The sequence below is a fragment of the Streptomyces eurocidicus genome (assembly GCF_002891295.1).
Classification (GTDB): domain Bacteria; phylum Actinomycetota; class Actinomycetes; order Streptomycetales; family Streptomycetaceae; genus Streptomyces; species Streptomyces eurocidicus.
This window is the reverse complement of sequence record NZ_LGUI01000008.1, coordinates 93,516-112,995: the sequence shown is the minus strand read 5'-3', so window position 1 is coordinate 112,995 and position 19,480 is coordinate 93,516. Positions and strand designations below refer to the sequence as shown.

15 protein-coding genes and 1 pseudogene are annotated in these 19,480 nt (G+C 72.1%); 7 read left to right on the top strand and 9 right to left on the bottom strand.

Annotation, left to right across the window (positions count from 1 at the left end):
* Positions 1-26: 26 nt before the first annotated feature.
* The 3 genes and pseudogenes from AF335_RS35870 to AF335_RS22535 all read right to left on the bottom strand — a co-directional run.
* Positions 27-593, bottom strand: a pseudogene (locus AF335_RS35870) (NADH-quinone oxidoreductase subunit C); the annotation flags it as partial.
* Entirely contained in the window at positions 590-1,261 is a 672-nt protein-coding gene (locus AF335_RS22540; RefSeq protein ID WP_102920282.1) for an NADH-quinone oxidoreductase subunit B, read from the bottom strand. The pseudogene AF335_RS35870 and the gene AF335_RS22540, both read right to left, overlap by 4 nt.
* Positions 1,252-1,647 (bottom strand): NADH-quinone oxidoreductase subunit A, encoded by a 396-nt coding sequence (locus tag AF335_RS22535; protein ID WP_087927533.1) that lies wholly within the window; start codon positions 1,645-1,647, stop codon positions 1,252-1,254. The genes AF335_RS22540 and AF335_RS22535 overlap by 10 nt, the downstream gene beginning before the upstream one ends.
* A gap of 138 nt (positions 1,648-1,785) precedes the next feature.
* On the opposite strand from AF335_RS22535, the gene AF335_RS22530 reads away from it, so the two are divergent.
* From AF335_RS22530 to AF335_RS22500, 7 genes are all read left to right on the top strand, one after another.
* Positions 1,786-3,027 (top strand): sensor histidine kinase, encoded by a 1,242-nt coding sequence (locus AF335_RS22530; RefSeq protein ID WP_102920281.1) that lies wholly within the window; start codon positions 1,786-1,788, stop codon positions 3,025-3,027.
* Positions 3,028-3,205: 178 nt separating this feature from the next.
* Positions 3,206-4,525, top strand: coding sequence for a sensor histidine kinase (locus AF335_RS22525; RefSeq protein WP_376697886.1), 1,320 nt, complete (start codon positions 3,206-3,208; stop codon positions 4,523-4,525).
* Between the two features lie 205 nt (positions 4,526-4,730).
* Positions 4,731-5,390, top strand: coding sequence for a response regulator (locus AF335_RS22520; RefSeq protein WP_280524643.1), 660 nt, complete (start codon positions 4,731-4,733; stop codon positions 5,388-5,390).
* A gap of 285 nt (positions 5,391-5,675) precedes the next feature.
* Positions 5,676-7,661 (top strand): 2-oxoacid:acceptor oxidoreductase subunit alpha, encoded by a 1,986-nt coding sequence (locus AF335_RS22515; protein ID WP_102920279.1) that lies wholly within the window; start codon positions 5,676-5,678, stop codon positions 7,659-7,661.
* Positions 7,654-8,703, top strand: coding sequence for a 2-oxoacid:ferredoxin oxidoreductase subunit beta (locus AF335_RS22510; RefSeq protein WP_102920278.1), 1,050 nt, complete (start codon positions 7,654-7,656; stop codon positions 8,701-8,703). Before AF335_RS22515 ends, AF335_RS22510 begins: the two co-directional genes overlap by 8 nt.
* 209 nt (positions 8,704-8,912) lie before the next feature.
* A complete protein-coding gene (rarD, locus tag AF335_RS22505) occupies positions 8,913-9,947 on the top strand; it encodes an EamA family transporter RarD (RefSeq protein WP_376697887.1) in 1,035 nt (344 codons plus the stop codon).
* Between the two features lie 294 nt (positions 9,948-10,241).
* Entirely contained in the window at positions 10,242-11,591 is a 1,350-nt protein-coding gene (locus AF335_RS22500) for a M28 family metallopeptidase (RefSeq protein ID WP_102920277.1), read from the top strand.
* A gap of 208 nt (positions 11,592-11,799) precedes the next feature.
* Here AF335_RS22500 and AF335_RS22495 read toward each other — a convergent pair whose 3' ends face one another.
* The 6 genes from AF335_RS22495 to AF335_RS22470 form a co-directional block, all read right to left on the bottom strand.
* A complete protein-coding gene (locus AF335_RS22495) occupies positions 11,800-12,687 on the bottom strand; it encodes an ABC transporter permease (protein ID WP_102920276.1) in 888 nt (295 codons plus the stop codon).
* On the bottom strand, positions 12,674-13,714 hold the full coding sequence (locus AF335_RS22490) for an ABC transporter ATP-binding protein (protein WP_184743981.1): 1,041 nt from the start codon (positions 13,712-13,714) through the stop codon (positions 12,674-12,676). The genes AF335_RS22495 and AF335_RS22490 overlap by 14 nt, the downstream gene beginning before the upstream one ends.
* 94 nt (positions 13,715-13,808) lie before the next feature.
* On the bottom strand, positions 13,809-15,101 hold the full coding sequence (locus AF335_RS22485; RefSeq protein ID WP_102920275.1) for a LolA family protein: 1,293 nt from the start codon (positions 15,099-15,101) through the stop codon (positions 13,809-13,811).
* 333 nt (positions 15,102-15,434) lie between these two features.
* A complete protein-coding gene (locus tag AF335_RS22480) occupies positions 15,435-16,445 on the bottom strand; it encodes a polyprenyl synthetase family protein (protein WP_102920274.1) in 1,011 nt (336 codons plus the stop codon).
* A gap of 422 nt (positions 16,446-16,867) precedes the next feature.
* Positions 16,868-18,070, bottom strand: a complete 1,203-nt coding sequence (locus AF335_RS22475; protein WP_102920273.1) for an FAD-dependent oxidoreductase — start codon at positions 18,068-18,070, stop codon at positions 16,868-16,870.
* 19 nt (positions 18,071-18,089) lie between these two features.
* Positions 18,090-19,349, bottom strand: a complete 1,260-nt coding sequence (locus tag AF335_RS22470; RefSeq protein ID WP_102920272.1) for a carboxylate--amine ligase — start codon at positions 19,347-19,349, stop codon at positions 18,090-18,092.
* Positions 19,350-19,480 lie beyond the last annotated feature (131 nt).

Here is a 19,480-nt window from a genome sequence, read left to right as displayed (position 1 = left end):
TGGCCCTCGAAGCCCTCCGGGAGCAGCAGTGGTGACGGGTCCGGGTGACCCTCGAACTCCACGCCGAACATCTCGCGCGTCTCGCGCTCGTGCCACGCGGCCCCGGCGTAGACGCCGATCGCCGTGGGCAGGGCCGGAGCGTCGTGCGGCACGGTGGTCCGTACGATCAGCCGCCGTACGCCCGCACCGGCCGTGCCCGGCAGCGCGGCGACGTGCGCGCAGACGCGGAAGCCCGTGCCCGGCTCGTCGACGGCGCTCAGCCAGTCGAAGAAGGTGCAGCCGAGCGTGGCGCGCGCCGTCTCCAGCGCGGCGATCCACGCCCCGGCGGGCACGTCGACCGTGAGGAGGCCGTACGCCTCCGCCGCGCTCGCGCCCTCGCCGAACAGCTCGGTCGCGGGGTGCGGCAACCAGCCGACGGCCGGCGCAGTCGCCTCGGCGGCGGACTCGGCAACAGGTCCGGGAGTCTCGTCCTGCGAAGCCGCATCGGCGGCCTCGGGTCGCGGAGAGCTCTCGGAGTGATGAATATTGTCGGATTTGGGGGGGCGCGAAGCGGGGGCCGGACGCTGCGCGTCCGGGTCGGTGGGCTCGCTCATCGTTCGGCCTCCCCGGAATCGCCGCCGGAGGCGGAATCCGTGGTGGTGGAACCATCGGTACCGGATTCCGCGGTACCCGGTGCGGGCGGCGGCGCCACCAGGCCGCTCTTCAGCGCGGCGACCGGCGTCGGTGCCCCGCCTCCGGCGGCATACCGCTCACCCAGCGACTCGGCCGCGATCTTCTCCTGGAGCTTGAGGATGCCCTGGAGCAGCGCCTCGGGCCGGGGCGGGCACCCCGGTACGTAGACGTCGACCGGGATGATCTGGTCCACGCCCTTCGTCACCGAGTACGAGTCCCAGTACGGGCCGCCGCAGTTCGAGCACGCGCCGAAGGAGATGACGTACTTCGGCTCGGGCATCTGCTCGTAGAGCCGCTTGACCGCGGGCGCCATCTTGTCCGTGACCGTCCCCGAGACGATCATCAGGTCCGCCTGGCGGGGGCCCGGTGCGAAGGGGATGACGCCGAGGCGGATGAAGTCGTGGCGGGCCATGGACGCGGCGATGAACTCGATCGCGCAGCAGGCCAGGCCGAAGTTGAAGACCCACAGGCTGTAGCGGCGGCCCCAGTTCAGGACCACCTTCATGGGTTCGGGGGCGAGCCGGGAGAGCACTCCGAGACGGCGCGGTTCGGGCAGGTCCACGGGGGGTGCCGGGGGTGTCACGTCCACTCCAGGACGCCCTTCTTCCATGCGTACAACAGGCCCACGGCCAGGAAGCCGAGGAAGATGAACATCTCCACGAGCGTCGCGCCGCCGAATCCGGGCGCGGCGAAGACCGTCGCCCAGGGGAACAGGAAGATCGAGTCGACGGCGAAGATCACGTAGAGGAAGGCGTAGACGTAGTAGCGGATCTGGGTGTGCGCCCAGCCCTCGCCGACCGGGTCCACGCCGCACTCGTACGTCAGGAGCTTCTCGGGGGTCGGCACGACGGGCCGCAGCAGCCTGCCGGCCGTGAAGGCGACGGCCACGAAGAGCACGCCGACGACCGCGAGCAGGCCGACCACGGAATAGCTGTGGAAGTAGTCCGCCGCGATGTGGACACCGGCCTCCGGCACGTCCGCCCCTCGCTCCCTGTCCCGCGTGTTCGACGATCTGTACGCACGGGAGTCTAGGCCCTGGTGGGGTTATCCCCACCCCTCACCACCCACGGCCCCCATGGCGGCGGCCCACTCCGGCCATGCAGGCTTAGGACCATGACCGCCAGCAGTATGACCGGAAAAGCCGTGAAAAGCGCGGCCGGCCGTGGCCTTCCCCGGGGCCCGCACGGCACCTCCCCGCAGGACGGCGGCGACCGCCTGCCGCCCGCCCGTTTCGCGTTCGACGCCCGGACGTGGCGGGAAGTGGCACACCTGCTGCTCGACCTCCCGGTGGGGCTGCTCGGCTTCGTCTACGTGTCCGTCTGGCTCTACGCGGGCGCCCTGCTGTCCGTCACGGTCGTCGGTCTGCCGATGCTGGCGGCCGGCCTGCTCGGGATGCGGGCGCTGGGGCGGTGGGAGCGCGCCCGCGCGCGTCGGCTGCTGGGGGTGCGGATCGACGAGCCGAGCCCGCTGTCGCGCCAGCGCCGCGACTCCGGTTTCTTCCCGTGGCTGTGGACGGCCCTGAAGGACCCGGTGGCGTGGCGCGGCACGCTGTACGCGTTCATCCGATTGCCATGGGGCGTTCTCACTTTCGCGCTCACGCTGGTGTCGCTCTTCGTCGCCTGGCCGGTGCTGGGCCATCTGGCACGGGCCATGTCGAACGTGGACCGGGCGATGGTGCGCGGGCTGCTCAGCCCGTCCAGTGAGCTGGAGCGGCGGATCGCCGAGCTGGAGGAGGACCGCGGGGTGGTCGTGGACACGGCCGCCGCGGATCTGCGCCGTATCGAGCGGGATCTGCACGACGGGGCCCAGGCCCGGCTCGTCGCGCTCGCCATGGGGCTGGGGCTGGCCAAGGAGAAGCTGCTGGAGGACCCGGAGGCGGCGGCCCGGATGGTCGACGAGGCGCACGGCGAGGTGAAGCTCGCCCTCCAGGAGCTCCGCGACCTCGCCCGCGGCATCCACCCGGCGATCCTCACGGACCGTGGCCTCGGCCCGGCCCTGTCGTCGGTGGCCGGGCGCTGCACGGTGCCGGTGACGGTCTCGGCGGAGCTGGCCTCCCGGCCGGCGGCGGCGATCGAGGGCATCGCCTACTTCACCGTCTCGGAGCTCCTCCAGAACGTCAGCAAGCACAGCCGGGCCCGCTCGGCCGAGGTCGAGCTGTGGCGGAACGGCAAGCGGCTGCTGATCCAGGTGCGCGACGACGGGCAGGGCGGCGCGTCCACGGAGGGCGGCAGCGGGCTGGCCGGTCTCGCCGAGCGGCTGGGCTCGGTCGACGGGCTGCTCACCGTGGAGTCGCCGGCGGGCGGGCCCACCGTGATCACGGCCGAGCTGCCGTGGCGCGACCGCGCGGCGGGCTGACCGGCCGTACGCACCCCGCCGGGGGTGGGGAAAGCCCCACCCCCGGGACACCGACGCGCTCCATGGTCCGCGGCACGGCCGTCCGCGAGCCTTGGGACATGGAGCGGCGCGCATGACGCGAAGAGACGCCGTCGGACGCGGACGGACGCGATCGAGGAGATCGGACGAGGAGATGGCCATGAATTACCGACCGGCGACAGCACCCCGGGCCCACCGGGTGCCCGCCGTGCTGCGCGCACCGCTGGAGGGCCGCACCTGGCGGGAGTTCCTCTATCTCCTGCTCAGCCTTCCGCTGTCGGTGATCGGCTTCGCCTTCGCGATCACCATGACGACGGCGGGCGTCGGACTGCTCATCACCTTCCTGGGCGTACCGGTACTGGCCGGGGCGCTCGCCGGGGCGCGGGCGCTGGGCGCGGTGGAACGGGCGCGGGCGCGCGGACTGCTGCGCCTGGAGGTGGCCGAGCCCGAGCCCGTACGCCCCGGCAAGGGCCGCAGCGGGCCGATGGCCTGGATGACGGCGCTGTTCAAGAGCGGCACGTCCTGGCGGCACCTGCTCTACGCGCTGGTGCACATGCCGTGGGCCATCACGGCGTTCTGCGTGTCGCTGACGCTGTGGGCCCTGGGCTGGCTGCTGTTCCTCTACCCGCTCTACGCGTGGCTGTACCCGACGTACTGGGGGCAGCCGGGCATGCAGCTGTACGGCGACTCCGACGGTTTCGCCCTCTACGTCGACAGCCCCTTCGAGATCGCGGTCACCAGCGCCGTCGGCCTGGTGGTGGTGCTGGCCACCCCGTGGGTCGTCCGCGGCATGGCGTACGTGGACCGGATGCTGGTGACGGGCCTGCTGGGGCCGTCGCGGCTGGCGACCCGGGTGTGGGAGCTGGAGGAGGACCGCGGGGTAGTCGTGGACACCGCCGCCGCGGACCTGCGCCGTATCGAGCGGGATCTGCACGACGGGGCCCAGGCCCGGCTCGTCGCGCTCGCCATGGACCTCGGGCTGGCCAAGGAGAAGCTGGAGGAGGACCCGGAGGCGGCGGCCCGGATGGTCGACGAGGCACACGGCGAGGTGAAGCTCGCCCTCCAGGAGCTCCGCGACCTCGCCCGCGGCATCCACCCCGCCATCCTCACCGACCGCGGCCTCGGCCCGGCCCTCTCCGCGCTGGCCGCGCGCTGCACCGTCCCGGTGACGGTCGAGGTGGACCTGCCGACCCGCCCGGCGGCGGCGATCGAGGGCATCGCCTACTTCACCGTCTCGGAACTCCTCCAGAACATCAGCAAGCACAGCCGGGCCCGCTCGGGGCGCGTTGACGTGTGGTGCTCGGGGCAGCGCGTGATGCTCCAGGTGTCGGACGACGGGCAGGGCGGCGCGTCCACCGAGGCGGGCAGCGGGCTGGCCGGTCTCGCCGAGCGGCTGGACTCGGTCGACGGCCTCCTGGTGGTGGCCTCCCCCGTGGGCGGCCCGACGACGGTCACGGCGGAGCTGCCCTGGCGGGGCTGACCCCCCTTTCCTCGCCTGCGGGCGGCCGGATCCTCCGGCCGCCCGCAGACGGGCTCACCGCGCGGGGCGCGCCGAACGATCCCCGCGCCCCCTGCCGCTCCCCACACCCCGCCCCGTTTGCTGCGATGCTGGGAAGGTTGCAGCGTGAACCGGCGGCAGGCGCCGGTACAGGGGGCCGGAGGTCGTGATCGTGGTGGAAGACAGGGTGCGGGTCGTCATCGCCGAGGACTCGGTGCTTCTCCGGGAGGGCCTGACCCGGCTCCTGACGGACCGTGGGCACGACGTCGTGGCGGGCGTCGGCGACGCACAGGCGCTGCTCAAGGTCATCGCCGAGCTCGCCGCCGAGAACGCCCTGCCGGACGTGGTCGTCGCGGACGTGCGGATGCCCCCGACCCACACCGACGAGGGCGTACGGGCCGCCGTGCGGCTGCGCCGGGACCACCCCGAGCTGGGGGTGCTGGTGCTCTCGCAGTACGTGGAGGAGCAGTACGCCACCGAGCTGCTGGCCGGCAGCAGCCGGGGCGTCGGCTATCTGCTGAAGGACCGGGTGGCCGAGGTCCGTGAGTTCGTGGACGCCGTGGTGCGGGTCGCGCGGGGCGGCACTGCCCTGGACCCCGAGGTGGTGGCGCAGTTGCTGGGCCGCAGCCGCAAGCAGGACGTGCTGGCCGGGCTGACGCCCCGGGAGCGCGAGGTCCTGGGTCTGATGGCCGAGGGAAGGACCAATTCCGCAATTGCCCGTCAGCTGGTGGTCAGCGACGGCGCCGTCGAGAAGCACGTCAGCAACATCTTCCTGAAGCTTGGGCTTTCCCCTAGTGACGGGGATCACCGCCGGGTGCTGGCCGTGCTGACACACCTCCGGTCATGATCGTCGGCCGGATCGCGCGGCCATGGAAGGTGTCCAGGTCGGAGGGGTCCGCCGGGCGCGGGGGCCGGGAAGGGCCTAGAACCAAAGGACTAGTGGGGGACGTCTTCCCACCGAAGGACCGAACGACCGTAAAAACCCACATTATCCCGATATAAGGCTGCCGCATCGTCGATTCGATCTTCCGATCCATCCCGGGTAGGCGACCCTTACCCACGTACGATGGCCATGGGTAAGCCGGTCGGCACCACCGTGTGCGCGCCGCCGCCATGAGGGAGGTCCGAAGCAGTGACCAGCCAGGTCAGTAGCCCGGCCGAACAGGCCGAACCAGCCGAGCAGCCGGGTGGGGTCGCCCCGCCCGCGGCGGAGCGCGATCCGTCGCTCCTCGCTCCCCGGCGCGACCCCTCGGAGGGGTCCGGCGCCAAGGAGGTACGGAAGCTCGAGCGGGTGATCATCCGGTTCGCGGGGGACTCGGGTGACGGCATGCAGCTCACGGGTGACCGTTTCACCTCGGAGACCGCGTCGTTCGGCAACGACCTGTCGACCCTGCCGAACTTCCCCGCCGAGATCCGCGCCCCCGCCGGCACCCTCCCCGGCGTCTCCAGCTTCCAGCTCCACTTCGCCGACCACGACATCCTCACCCCCGGCGACGCCCCCGACGTCCTCGTCGCCATGAACCCCGCCGCACTCAAAGCCAACATCGCCGACGTACCCCGCGGCGCCGAGATCATCGTCAACACCGACGAATTCACCAAGCGCCCCATGGCCAAGGTCGGCTACGCCACCTCCCCGCTGGAGGACGGCTCGCTGGACGCCTACCGCGTCCACCCGGTCCCGCTGACGACGCTGACCATCGAGGCGCTCAAGGACTTCGGCCTGTCCCGCAAGGAGGCCGAGCGCAGCAAGAACATGTTCGCCCTCGGTCTGCTGTCGTGGATGTACCACCGGCCCACGCAGAACACCGAGTCCTTCCTGCGGAAGAAGTTCGCGAAGAAGCCCGAGATCGCCGAGGCGAACGTCGCGGCCTTCCGCGCCGGCTGGAACTTCGGCGAGACCACCGAGGACTTCGCCGTCTCCTACGAGGTCGCGCCCGCGACCTCGGCGTTCCCGTCCGGCACGTACCGCAACATCTCCGGGAACCTGGCCCTGTCCTACGGCCTGATCGCCGCCGCCCGCCAGGCTGACCTGCCGCTGTATCTGGGCTCGTACCCGATCACTCCGGCCTCGGACATCCTGCACGAGCTCTCGAAGCACAAGAACTTCGGCGTGCGCACCTTCCAGGCCGAGGACGAGATCGCCGGCATCGGCGCGGCACTCGGAGCGGCCTTCGGCGGCTCGCTGGCGGTGACCACGACGTCGGGTCCCGGGGTGGCGCTCAAGAGCGAGACGATCGGTCTGGCGGTATCGCTGGAGCTCCCGCTGCTGATCGTCGACATCCAGCGCGGCGGCCCCTCCACCGGCCTGCCGACCAAGACCGAACAGGCCGACCTCCTCCAGGCCATGTACGGACGCAACGGCGAGGCCCCCGTGCCCGTCGTCGCACCGCGCACGGCCGCCGACTGCTTCGACGCGGCCGTGGACGCGGCCCGTATCGCCCTGACCTACCGGACGCCGGTCTTCCTGCTGTCCGACGGCTATCTCGCCAACGGCTCCGAGCCCTGGCGGGTCCCCGAGGTCCACGAGCTGCCCGACCTGCGCGTGCAGTTCGCGACCGGCCCCAACCACGAGCTCGCCGACGGCACCGAGGTCTTCTGGCCGTACAAGCGCGACCCGCAGACCCTGGCCCGCCCCTGGGCCGTCCCCGGCACCCCCGGCCTCGAACACCGCATCGGCGGCATCGAGAAGCAGGACGGCACGGGCAACATCAGCTACGACCCGGCCAACCACGACTTCATGGTCCGCACCCGCCAGGCCAAGATCGACGGCATCGAGGTCCCCGACCTGGACGTCGACGACCCCCACGGCGCGAAGACCCTGGTCCTCGGCTGGGGCTCGACCTACGGCCCCATCACCGCCGCCGTCCGCCGCCTGCGCACCGAAGGCGCCCCCATCGCCCAGGCCCACCTGCGCCACCTCAACCCCTTCCCCAAGAACCTGGGAGAGGTGCTGAAGCGATACGACAAGGTGATCGTCCCGGAGATGAACCTCGGCCAGCTCGCCACGCTGATCCGCGCGAAGTACCTGGTCGACGCCCACTCGTACAACCAGGTCAACGGCATGCCGTTCAAGGCCGAGCAGCTCGCCACGGCTCTCAAGGAGGCCATCAATGACTGAGGCGCTGAAGCTGGTGCCCAAGGCCGAGGCCAAGCAGTCCATGAAGGACTTCAAGTCGGACCAGGAGGTGCGCTGGTGCCCCGGCTGCGGTGACTACGCCATCCTCGCCGCCGTCCAAGGCTTCATGCCCGAACTCGGCCTCGCCAAAGAGAACATCGTCTTCATCTCCGGCATCGGCTGCTCCTCCCGCTTCCCCTACTACATGAACACCTACGGGATGCACTCCATCCACGGACGCGCACCCGCCATCGCCACCGGACTCGCCTCCTCCCGCCAAGACCTCTCCGTCTGGGTCGTCACCGGCGACGGCGACGCCCTCTCCATCGGCGGAAACCACCTCATCCACGCCCTCCGCCGCAACGTCAACCTCAAAATCCTCCTCTTCAACAACCGCATCTACGGCCTCACCAAAGGCCAGTACTCCCCCACCTCCGAAGTCGGCAAGATCACCAAATCCACGCCGATGGGCTCCCTCGACGCGCCCTTCAACCCCGTCTCCCTGGCGATCGGCGCCGAAGCCTCCTTCGTCGCACGCACCGTGGACTCCGACCGCAAACACCTCACCGAGGTCCTGCGCCAGGCCGCCGAACACCCCGGCACCGCCCTCGTCGAGATCTACCAGAACTGCAACATCTTCAACGACGGCGCCTTCGAAGCCCTCAAAGACAAAGACCAGGCACAAGAAGCCGTCATCCGCCTCGAACACGGACACCCCATCCGCTTCGGCACGGACAACACCAAGGGCGTCATCCGCGACCGGGCCACCGGAGACCTCCGCGTCATCGAGGTCACCCCCGAGAACGAAGCCGACATCCTGGTCCACGACGCCCACACCCCGTCCCCCACCACCGCCTTCGCCCTCTCCCGCCTCGCCGACCCCGACACCCTCCACCACACCCCCATCGGCGTCTTCCGCAGCACCGAACGCCCCGTCTACGACACCCTCATGTCCGACCAACTCGAAACAGCAGTCGAACAAAAAGGCAAGGGCGACCTCACCACACTCCTCACCGGCAACGACACCTGGACGGTCGTCGGCTAGCCGGCACGCACGCACCGCGGAACGGCCGGGCGACCCGAACGAACGGGGGCCCGGCCGTTCGCATGCGTCCGCCCCGCCCGCCCCCGGCACCCCTCCCCTACGCGGGGCCGGGCGCTGTCATGACCGTCATTCGATACGGACATGACACCACCCGGTGAGCGGCGCTACCTTCGCAAGGTCGACGTCGCCCCGCCCTCCGGGAGGAACCCGTGCTGCCGCCGCCCACCCCTCGCAACGAGACCCGCGCAGGTCTGCTCTGCGCGGTCGCCGCCTATACGATCTGGGGCCTCTTCCCGCTCTACTGGCCCCTGCTGGAGCCGACCGGAGCGGTCGAGATCCTGGCCCACCGCATGGTGTGGTCGCTCGCCGCCGTCCTGGTGGTGCTGGCCGTGACACGCCGCTGGAGCTGGATACCCGGGCTGCTGCGGCAGCCGAGGCGACTGGGGATGGTGGCGCTCGGCGCGGTGCTCATCTCCACCAACTGGGCCGCCTACATCTGGGCGGTGAACTCCGGACACGTCATCGAGGCGTCGATGGGGTACTTCTTCAACCCGCTCGTCAGCATCGCCGTCGGCGTGCTCGTGCTGCGCGAGCGGCTGCGCCCGACGCAGTGGGCCGCGGTGGGCGTCGGCGGTGCCGCGGTCGTCGTGCTGGCCATCGGCTACGGCAAGCTGCCGTGGGTCGCGCTGACGCTGGCGCTGACCTTCAGCGCGTACAGCCTGGTCAAGAAGAAGGTCGCGCTGGGCGGGCTGGAGTCGATGGCCGCCGAGACGGCCGTGCAGTTCCTGCCCGCGCTGGGCTTCCTGCTCTTCCTCGGCGCACAGGGGAAGAGCACCTTCACCGCCACGGGCCCCGGGCACGCCCTGCTCCTGATGGGCACCGGCGTGATCACCGCGCTGCCGCTGATCTGCTTCGGCGTGGCGGCGGTGCGCCTGCCCCTGTCGGTGATCGGGATGGTGCAGTACCTCACCCCCGTCTTCCAGTTCGTGCTGGGCCTCGTGGTCTTCCACGAGGCGATGCCCGCCGAGCGGTGGGCCGGCTTCGCGCTGGTCTGGCTGGCGCTGGCGCTGCTCACCTGGGACGCGGCACGGGCGGCCCGGGCCGCGCGGGCGGAGCTGCGGAACGCGCGGGACAGGGCGGAGGGCGTACGGGACGGCGAGTCGGCCGCCGGAACGGACGCTCCGGCGAACGCCACCGCGGCACCCGGAGCCGCGGAACCCGAAACGGGCGCCGTGGCGAAGTAGGGCACGGCACCTCGGGCGTCTCCCGGCGCCCCCCGGCACCTCCCGTCGGCGGCGCTCCTCGCGGCGCCCGGGCACGGCCGGGAGCCGACCGGGAGTTCACCAGAAGTCGGCCCGGGCGCAACTTTTAACCCAGAAGTCACAACTGCCACAGGGCGCACAGAAATCACAGCTCAGCACCGGTACGGGGCCGCCCGATATCCGGAAAGCGGTGTCCCGTGTCCGAAATCCGCCCTTGACGCACCTTCGGGGCACCCCCAACATCATGGCCACGTCAAATGGAGTTGGGAGCCCCCCATGCTTGAGCTCACCGGACCAACCCTGCCCCGAAGATCTCGTGCCGTGGCCCTCCTGGCCACCAGCGCGGCTCTCACCGCGACCCTGCTCGGCGCGGCCTCCGGCACGGCCCTGGCGGACCCCACCGCCGCCAAGGCCCCCGCCAAGGCCGCCGCGCCCGACATCTCCCTCGCCAACGTCAAGGCGCACCTGTCCCAGCTGCAGTCGATAGCCTCCGCCAACGGCGGCAACCGCGCGCACGGCCGCAGCGGTTACAAGGCGTCCATCGACTATGTGAAGGGCAAGCTGGACGCCGCCGGGTTCACCACCACCGTCCAGCAGTTCACCTCCGGCGGCAGCACCGGCTACAACCTCGTCGCCGACTGGCCCGGCGGCGACGCGGGCCATGTGCTCTTCGCCGGCGCCCACCTCGACTCGGTCTCCGCCGGGCCGGGCATCAACGACAACGGCTCCGGCTCGGCCGCGATCCTGGAGACCGCCCTCACCGTGGCCCGCGAGGGCTACAAGCCCTCCAAGCACCTGCGCTTCGCCTGGTGGGGCGCCGAGGAACTGGGCATGGTCGGCTCGCGGTACTACGTCAACAACCTGCCCGCCGCCGAGCGCTCGAAGATCGACGGGTATCTGAACTTCGACATGCTCGCCTCGCCCAACCCGGGTTACTTCGTCTACGACGACGACCCGGCGCTCGAGGGCGTCTTCAAGAACTGGTTCGCCGCCAAGAACATCTCCACCGAGATCGAGACCGAGGGCGACGGCCGTTCCGACCACGCCCCGTTCAAGAGCGCGGGCATCCGCGTCGGCGGGCTGTTCAGCGGCGCCGAGACCCGTAAGTCCAGCGCGCAGGCCCAGAAGTGGGGCGGCACCGCCGGCCAGGCGTTCGACCGCTGCTACCACTCCTCCTGCGACACCACGTCGAACATCAACGACACCGCGCTCGACCTCAACAGCGACGCCATCGCGTACGCCGTGTGGACGCTGAGCGGCGGCACCACCGAGCCGGGCGGCACCACCTTCGAGAACACGACGGACGTCGCGATCCCGGACGCGGGCGCGCCCGTCGAGTCCTCGATCGCGGTCACCGGCCGCACCGGCAACGCGCCCTCGGCGCTCAAGGTCGGGGTCGACATCAAGCACACCTGGCGCGGTGACCTGGTCGTCGACCTCGTCGGGCCGAGCGGGCGCGCGTACCGGCTGAAGTCCTCCAACGGCAGCGACTCGGCGGACAACGTCATCGAAACGTTCACCGTGGACGCGTCGGGGGAGACGGCCAACGGGACGTGGAAGCTTCGCGTCCAGGACATCGGTGCGCAGGACACGGGGTACATCGACAGCTGGAAGCTGACGTTCTAGGTGGGTGGGGCGGGGATTTTCCCCAGCCCCGCCCCTTCCCGAAACCGGGGAGATCCCCGGGCCCCTTTTCCGCGCTGCCGCGCGGTGTCCTCAATCGCCGGACAGGCTGAATTTCAGCCCGTCCGGCGATTGAGGACCGGGGCCCGGGGCGGAGCCCCGGTTCGGGAAGGGGCGGGGTGGGGAACAGGCCCCGTGCGGCGGCAACCCCCTAAGCCGTGACGTCCTTCGTCGTGAAGCGTGCCCACGCCGCCGAGCCGAAGACGGCCGCGTAAAGCGCCTGAAGGCGGAAGTTGTCGAGCAGCTGGTCCCAGTAGACCGGCTGGCGCAGTACGTCCGCGAAGCTCAGCCAGTAGTGCGGGAAGAGATACGGCTGCACCGCCTCCAGCTGCGGGAACTGGTCGACGATCTGGGCCGTGATCAGCAGGCCCACGGTGGTCGCCATGGCCGCTATCCCGCTGTTGGTCAGCGTGGAGACGAACAGCCCCAGGGCCGCGATGCCCGCCAGCGACAGCGCCACCGCCCCGGCGACCGCCAGCGCCCGCAGCAGCCCCTCGCCGAAGGACACCGTCGTCCCGCTGAGCAGCGTGATGTCGCCGAGCGGGAAGAGCAGCGCCCCGACCGCGAGCGCCGAGACCGCGACGACCATGGTGGCGGCGAGGCAGAACACCAGCGTCGAGGTGAGCTTGGCGAGCAGCAGCCGGGTGCGGCCGACCGGCGCGACCAGGAGGTAGCGCAGGGTGCCGGAGGCCGCCTCCCCGGCGAGGGAGTCGCCCGCGACCACCCCGACGGCCATCGGCAGGAAGAAGGGCAGGGTCGCGGCGAGCGAGGTGAAGACCAGGAAGAGGCCGTTGTTGGTGACCTGGCTGAGGAAGGCCGGGCCCTCCCCGCCGTGGCCGACCGTGCCGCCGTCACCGGTCTCGACCTTGACCGCGATGCCGACGAGGACGGGCACGGCGGCGAGCACGCCGAGCAGGGCGAGGGTCCGCCAGCGCCGGAAGACCGTGCCGATCTCGCTGCGGAACAGGGACAGCCGCCGGAGCGGGTACGCCTCCCGGGCCGCCGGGGCGGGCGCCGCCTGCCGCTCAGCCCGCGACATCGAAGCCCTCCCCGGTCAGCGCCACGAACGCGTCCTCCAGCGAGACCCGCTCCCGCCCGAAGGCCCGGACCCGGACCCCGGCACCGACCAGCGCGGCGTTGAGGTCGGCGAGGTCGGGGGCGTCCCGGCCGGGCAGTTCGCCGGTGACCCGGTCGACGGCGGCCACGAGATCGGTCACTCCGTGCTCCTTGAGGATCCGGACGGCGTCCGCGGGGTCGGGGGTGGTGACGGCCAGCCGGCCGCGGGCGGAGGCGGCCCGTCCGGCGAGCTCGGCCACCGTGCCCTGGACGAGGAGCCGCCCCTGGGCCATGACGGCGGCGTGGGTGCACACCTGCTCGATCTCGTCGAGGAGGTGCGAGGAGAGGAAGACGGTGGTGCCGTCGGCCGCGAGCTCGCGCACCAGGGTGCGGATCTCGCGCATGCCCTGCGGGTCGAGGCCGTTGGTCGGCTCGTCCAGGACGAGCAGCTCGCGCGGCCGGAGCAGGGCGGCGGCCAGGCCGAGCCGCTGCTTCATGCCGAGGGAGTACGCGCGGGCCTTCTTGCCCGCCGCGGCGACGAGCCCCACCCGGTCCAGGGCCGCGCCGACCCGGGCCGCGCGGGTGCGGGGGTCGGCGGTGGGATCGGCGGCGTCGAAGCGCACGAGGTTGTCGCGGCCGGAGAGGAAGCCGTAGAGCGCGGGCCCCTCGATGAGGGCGCCCACCCTGGGCAGCACCCGGCGGACCCCGCGCGGCATGGGCTCGCCCAGCACCTCGACGGTGCCCGAGGTCGGCTCGATCAGGCCCATGGCCATCCGGATGGTGGTGGTCTTCCCCGAGCCGTTGGGCCCGAGGAAGCCGAAGACGCTGCCGCGCGGCACCCTGAGGTCGAGGCGGTCGACGGCGAGCTGTCCGCCCCGGTAGCGCTTGGTGAGCCCACGGGCCTCCAGCGCGGCGTCACCCGGCGGTGGGACGGCGGCGGGGGCCGGGGCCGCGCCGGGCTCCCCCGGCGCGCTCACCGGCCCCTCGCTCCGAGCGGGCAGCTCCTCCACCGGGGTCCCCTTCCGTCTTCCGGCCGTACGACGCCTTCCGCCGCCCGGCGGCACCTGGCCACCGGGCGGCGGGGGCGGGTGGGCGAGAGCCCGCCTACTTGGCCGCGGCGACCAGTGCGTCCTTGGTGACCGCGCCCACATAGACCTCGCCGTCGTCCGTGATCAGGGCGTTGACGAGGCGGGTGGAGAAGATCTGGCCCGAGCCGAAGGGGCCCGAGACCTTGCTGCCGAACTTCTCGAACAGGCCGCCGTCCGGGGCGCTCTTGCCCGCGCCGCCCGCCTTGCCGGCGCCCTTGTCAGCTGCCTTGTCGGCGGCCTTGCCGAGGTCCTTGGGGACGGTGAAGTGGGCGATGGAGGCCCAGTCCTTGCCGAGGACCTCGAAACCGGGCGCCCCGGAGGAGCCCGTGAGACCGGCGAGGCCGGGCATCCCCCCGGCCTCGCCGGGGCGCGCGCCCTTGTGCCCGGCCCGGCCCTCGAAGTCCTTGTCCTCGGTGACCTTGGCGCCCTTCGGCGGGGTGAAGTCGAAGGTGCTCGCGGAGGGCCTGCCGAAGTCGACCTTGGTGAAGGCCGCGTCGACGACCGGCTTGCCCCCGCTCTTCGCGGCCAGGGTGAACTTCAGCGGCGTGCCCGTCTTCGCGTCCACGGCGATCCGCACGGCCCCGACGGTGGACTCGGCCGCCTTGGGCTTCACGGTCAGCTGGTAGGCGTCCCGGCCGGCCACCTTGGCCGTGCCGTCGACGGCCACGGAGGTGGAGTCGCCCACGGCGTCGAGGGCCTTCTTCGCGAGCTCCTGCGGGGAGGCGCCGTGCAGCGCCTCGCCCTTGGCGTCCCGCCCGCTCTTCCCGGCCTTGTCGTGGGGCGCGGTCGAGTGGTGGACGGTGTTGCTGCCGCTGTCGTAGGCCCAGACCTGGTCGCCGTTGCGGATCAGGCTGTACTCGGCGGCGCGCTCGACGATCGACAGCCGCTGCTTGTCGGGGCCGTCGACGGCGACGCGCAGCGTGTGCGTACCGGAGGCGAGTTCGGTGAGCTTGGCCTGCGGGGAGACATCCCCGTCCTTCCCCTCGCCGCCCTTGGCGCCCCCGCCGAGCGAGATGCCCGAGGGCAGCGACGGCAGGCCCAGGTCGGTGCTGAACTTCACCGAGCCGGACATCCGCTGTACGTCCGACTCGGCCACCTTGGCGATCAGTTCCTCGGCGCTGATCTTCGGCAGGTCGGGGTCGCCGCTGCTGGCGAGCGCGGAGCCGATCCCGATCGAGGCCGCCGCGACACCGGCGACCGCGACGGGCACGGCGTAGCGGACGGCCTTACGACGCCCCCGCGCGCCCGGTATGCCCGCTGCGGAGTCCTCGGACCCCGCGTTGCTCTGGTGCGCTTCGTTCCGTGCCATCTGCTGTACCTCCGTCGTCGGCGGCGGCCTTCACGCGTCCTGCACTCGCCCACCCCCCAGGCTCATTGTGGCCCGGCCGCTCGGCGGTGGAACGGGGAACCGGAGGTTTTTCCCCGGCTCATGACGCTCTCGATTCCACCAAACCCCACCCCGCCGGGTCATCAGCCGACGGGATCAAGTCCGCGTACCTCTCGGGTATGACTCCCCCTAAGGGGGCGCCACCCGGACGGGGGACCCGGCGCTCCCGGGGGCACCGGGAGGCGCCTGGAGGCGACAGCGTGCACAGGTGCCACAAGGCTGCCGGGCCCGGACGGGCGGGCCGGCGCGGGCGGGTCAGCCCGCGCGGTGCACGACCGCGTCGCAGAGGTTCTCCAGCGCGGCCTTGGCGAAGCAGTCGGGCAGCGGGGCCAGGATGGCCCGCGCCTCCTGGGCGTAGCGGATGGTGTCGCGGCGGGCCTGCTCCAGGGCCGGGTGGGCGCGCAGCCGGCGCAGCACTTCGGCGTGCAGGGTGTCGTCGGTGAGGTCGCCGTCGAGCAGCTCGCACAGCTGGAGGTCACCGGGCTCGCCGGTGGCGGCGGCCTGGGCGCGCAGGTGCAGCACGGGCAGGGTGGGGATGCCCTCGCGCAGGTCGGTGCCGGGGGTCTTGCCGGACTCGTGGGAGTCGCTGGCGATGTCGAGGACGTCGTCGGCGAGCTGGAAGGCGGTGCCGAGGCGCTCGCCGTAGTGGGTGAGGATGTCGATCGTGCGCTCGTCGGCGCCGGACATCATCGCGCCGTAGCGGCCGGCGACGGCGATCAGCGAGCCGGTCTTGCCGGCGATGACGTCGAGGTAGTGCTCGATGGGGTCGCGGCCGTCGCGCGGGCCGGCCGTCTCCAGGATCTGGCCCGTCACCAGCCGCTCGAACGCCTCGGCCTGGATGCGGACGGCCTCCGGGCCGAGGTCGGCCAGGATGTGCGAGGCGCGGGAGAAGAGGAAGTCCCCGGTGAGGACGGCCACGGAGTTGCCCCAGCGGGCGTTGGCGCTGTCCACGCCGCGCCGCACCTCGGCCTCGTCCATGACGTCGTCGTGGTAGAGCGTGGCCAGGTGGGTGAGCTCGACCACGACGGCCGAGGGCACCACGCCCGGTGCGTAGGGGTCGCCGAACTGGGCGGCGAGCATCACCAGCAGCGGCCGGAACCGCTTGCCACCGGCCCGTACGAGATGCTGCGCGGCCTCGGTGATGAAGGGCACGTCGCTCTTGGTGGCCTCCAGGAGGCCCTCCTCGACAGCGGCCAGACCGGCCTGGACATCGGCTTCAAGAGCCTGGTCCCGCACGCTCAGCCCGAAAGGCCCGACGACGGTCACGAGGGGTACTCCTGTCTGCCTGCGAACACGGGGATTGTCGATGTGTCGCTGTCTCTACCGAAAGTCAGCGTATCCGGTCGGCTGTCGATCACCGTGGGCGCCTGCCTCTTCGATCGCTCTCCGCCGCCGTCTCCCGTCACACCCCGTCACACGCCGTCGCGTTCCGACGGCCGGCCGCCACGGCGGTCACGCGCCGCCGTCGCAGGAGTATCCCGCCGTACCGGTGGGCCGGTCACCCCCTCGGTGCGGCCCTTCGGCCATGTGCCCGGTCCGCCCGGGCGGCCCTCGCGCCGGGTGAAGGCCGGGGCGCCCGGCCGGTCATGGCCCCTTGCGGCGGCGGACCCGGGCACGGCCCTCCGGCGGCCGGGCACGCGTGTGGTGCGGGTGCCCTCCGGCGGCCGGGCACCCGCACCACACGTCCGCTACGCCAGCGCGCCCACCGCCCTGGCCAGGCGCGGCGACGCGTACTCCGTGCCGCAGACGAACCGCATGACCGGGCCGTAGCTCGCCGCGGCGGGCAGGCCCGTGAAGAACAGGCCCGGCACCGAGGAGCGGTAGCCGGGGCCCAGCCGGGGGCCGCCCGCGGCGGCCACGAGGCGGGTGCGCAGCCCGTGGCCGAGGAAGTCCAGGGCACCGAGGTCCATGCGGTAGCCGGTCGCGGCCACGACGTGGTCGGCGGCGAGCTCGCCCTCCGTCAGACCGCCCTCCCCGGCGAGGGTGAGCACCGGACGGCCCTCGTCCACCCGTGCCCGGACGATCCGCTTCCCCTCGGAGACCTGGACCCGGCCGATAAAGCGGTCGCGCAGCCACCAGGCGCCCAGCGGGCCCAGCACCCGCTGGACGAGGTACTTCCGGGTCGGCGCCGGAAGATGGCGGAAACCGTCCGCGTAATACGAGAAGGCGTAGAGCGACCAGGCCCGGCCGAACGGGGTGTCGGGCTTGCGCGGGGACTGGCCGTCCGGCGCGGCACCGAACCGGACCGCTCCCCTCCGGCGGGCGACGACCCGCACGGACGCGGCCCCCGCGTCGGCCAGCAGCACGGCGGTCTCCAGGCCCGACTGCCCGGCGCCCACGACGACCACGTCCTTGCCGGCGAACCGGGACAGGTCGCGGTGGTGCGAGCTGTGCGAGACCGGACCGCTCGCCGAGGGGCCTTCGGGCACCGCCGCGGCCAGCTCGGGCGGCAGCGTCGCGAGCCCGCTCAGGCCCGTCGCGACGACCACCGCACGGGCCGCGAACTGCTCCCCGGAGTCCAGCTTCAGCTCGAAGCCCTGGGCCCGGCGGTCCACGGAGACCACCCGCACCTGCTCCAGATCGGGCACCAGCCGCTCCTGGAACCACAGCCCGTAACGGGCGAAGGTGTCCACCGGGATGGCGTCCCAGTCCGACTCGTACCGCCGCTCGCCGGTGCTCCGGCAGAAGTCGAGGAGGGTGTGGCCGGGCTGCGGGGCGTCGATGCTGGAGGCGACGGGGGTGGATTTCAGGAGCATGCCGACGGGCATGTGCTCGCGCCAGCTCACCATCGGCGAGCCGAAGACGCGTGTGCTCATGCCGTGCGCCCTCAGATGGGCGGCTGTCGACAGACCGTACGGTCCGGCTCCGATGACTGCTACCGGAAGTGCCACGGATTCCCCTCCCAGGGTGTTACTCGACGACGGCAGCGGCACGGCGGGAGCGCCACAGCTGCCACAGGTGCCGCACGCCCGGCCGCACGAACCGGGCGAGCATGGTGAAGAAGGGCTTGATGTCGTCCCGCGCGGCCCAGGCCAGCTCCGTGCCGGTGGCGCGCGCGGGAGCGTGTGGGGTGGTGTAGCCGCTGCGGCGGTAGGCGAGCAGGGCGGGCAGGTCGATGTTCTCCACGACGAACCGCCGGCCGTCGAGCTGCTCACCCTCCGGGACCGCGCGGCCGGTCAGGTCCAGGTGCTGGGCCCGGACGACGTCGACGCCGGCGGTGCTCTCGAAGAGGCGGAACTGCGCGCCCATCCGGGGGTTGAAGTCCAGGAGTTTGTACCGGCCGTCCCGGCGGTCGAACCGCCAGTCGAGGTCGATGATGCCGCAGAAGCCGATCTGCTTGATGAACTGGGCGGCCATGTCGGCCAGTTCGGGGTTCTCCACCACATAGGCGTGGGCCGTCATGCCCGCGTGCGGCGGCCAGGAGCGGACCTTCACCCCGGTGAACATCGCCAGCGGGGTGCTCCGGCCGTCGAAGTAGGCGTGCACGATCCAGTCCTCGGCCTGCTCGCGGGGCAGGTACTCCTGGAGGATCACGCCGGGCGCCGGGCCCCAGCCGCGCGCGAGGGCCAGCAGCTCCCGGGGGCCGCCGATCCGGGTGGTGCCGTGCACGGCGGGCTTGCGGCGCCGCTCGAACGCCTCCCGGTTCTTGGCGACGAGGGGGAAGCGGGCGCGGGTCGCGTACTCCTCGATCTCCTCGAACGACGTGGGGAAGAGGGCCTCCGGGGAGGGCACCCCGTGCTCCACACAGAGCTCGTGCAGCCCCTTCTTGCTCGCCAGCCTGCGGGGCAGTTCGCGCTCCACGGTCGGAAAGAGGAAGGTCCCGGACAGCTGCTCCGCGTGCTCGGCGATCAGCACGGCGGCCTCGTCGTCGGTGGGCAGCAGGACGCTCGGGCGGCCGATCCTGCGCCCTATCCTCAGCAGCCCCTCGACGAGCACCTCGGGCCGCTCGACGCCCGTGGTGGGCCAGACGAACCCCTCGCGCAGATAGCGCGAGGCGGCGGCGGGCGTCCAGCGGTCCTCGGTGACGGCGTAGACCGGGACGCCGAGTCTGCCGAGGCTGCGGATCGCACCGACACCACCGTGGTGCAGGGGGTAGTTGCCGATCTTGACTATCAGCCCTGGAACGGTCCGGTCCGCCGCGATGGGCGTGCTCCTGCTCGCCACCAGCATCCCCCTCGGCCACCAGCCGCAGCGGCCCCCCCACTGTGCGTGACCCGACTTAGGACGCTACTTCGGAATCGCCGCCTCCAGCAAGGAGTTACCGGACATTGCTAGCTCTTTAGTGAGCGGTCGGACAGCGG

Excerpts from the sequence above, each read along its gene's own strand:
- AF335_RS22530 (WP_102920281.1), top strand. The coding sequence starts at position 1,786 with ATGACCGCCAGCAGTATGACCGGAAAAGCCGTGAAAAGCGCGGCCGGC.
- AF335_RS22525 (WP_376697886.1), top strand. The coding sequence starts at position 3,206 with ATGAATTACCGACCGGCGACAGCACCCCGGGCCCACCGGGTGCCCGCC.
- AF335_RS22510 (WP_102920278.1), top strand. The coding sequence starts at position 7,654 with ATGACTGAGGCGCTGAAGCTGGTGCCCAAGGCCGAGGCCAAGCAGTCC.
- AF335_RS22500 (WP_102920277.1), top strand. The coding sequence starts at position 10,242 with ATGCTTGAGCTCACCGGACCAACCCTGCCCCGAAGATCTCGTGCCGTG.
- AF335_RS22495 (WP_102920276.1), bottom strand. The coding sequence starts at position 12,687 with ATGTCGCGGGCTGAGCGGCAGGCGGCGCCCGCCCCGGCGGCCCGGGAG.
- AF335_RS22485 (WP_102920275.1), bottom strand. The coding sequence starts at position 15,101 with ATGGCACGGAACGAAGCGCACCAGAGCAACGCGGGGTCCGAGGACTCC.
- AF335_RS22470 (WP_102920272.1), bottom strand. The coding sequence starts at position 19,349 with ATGCTGGTGGCGAGCAGGAGCACGCCCATCGCGGCGGACCGGACCGTT.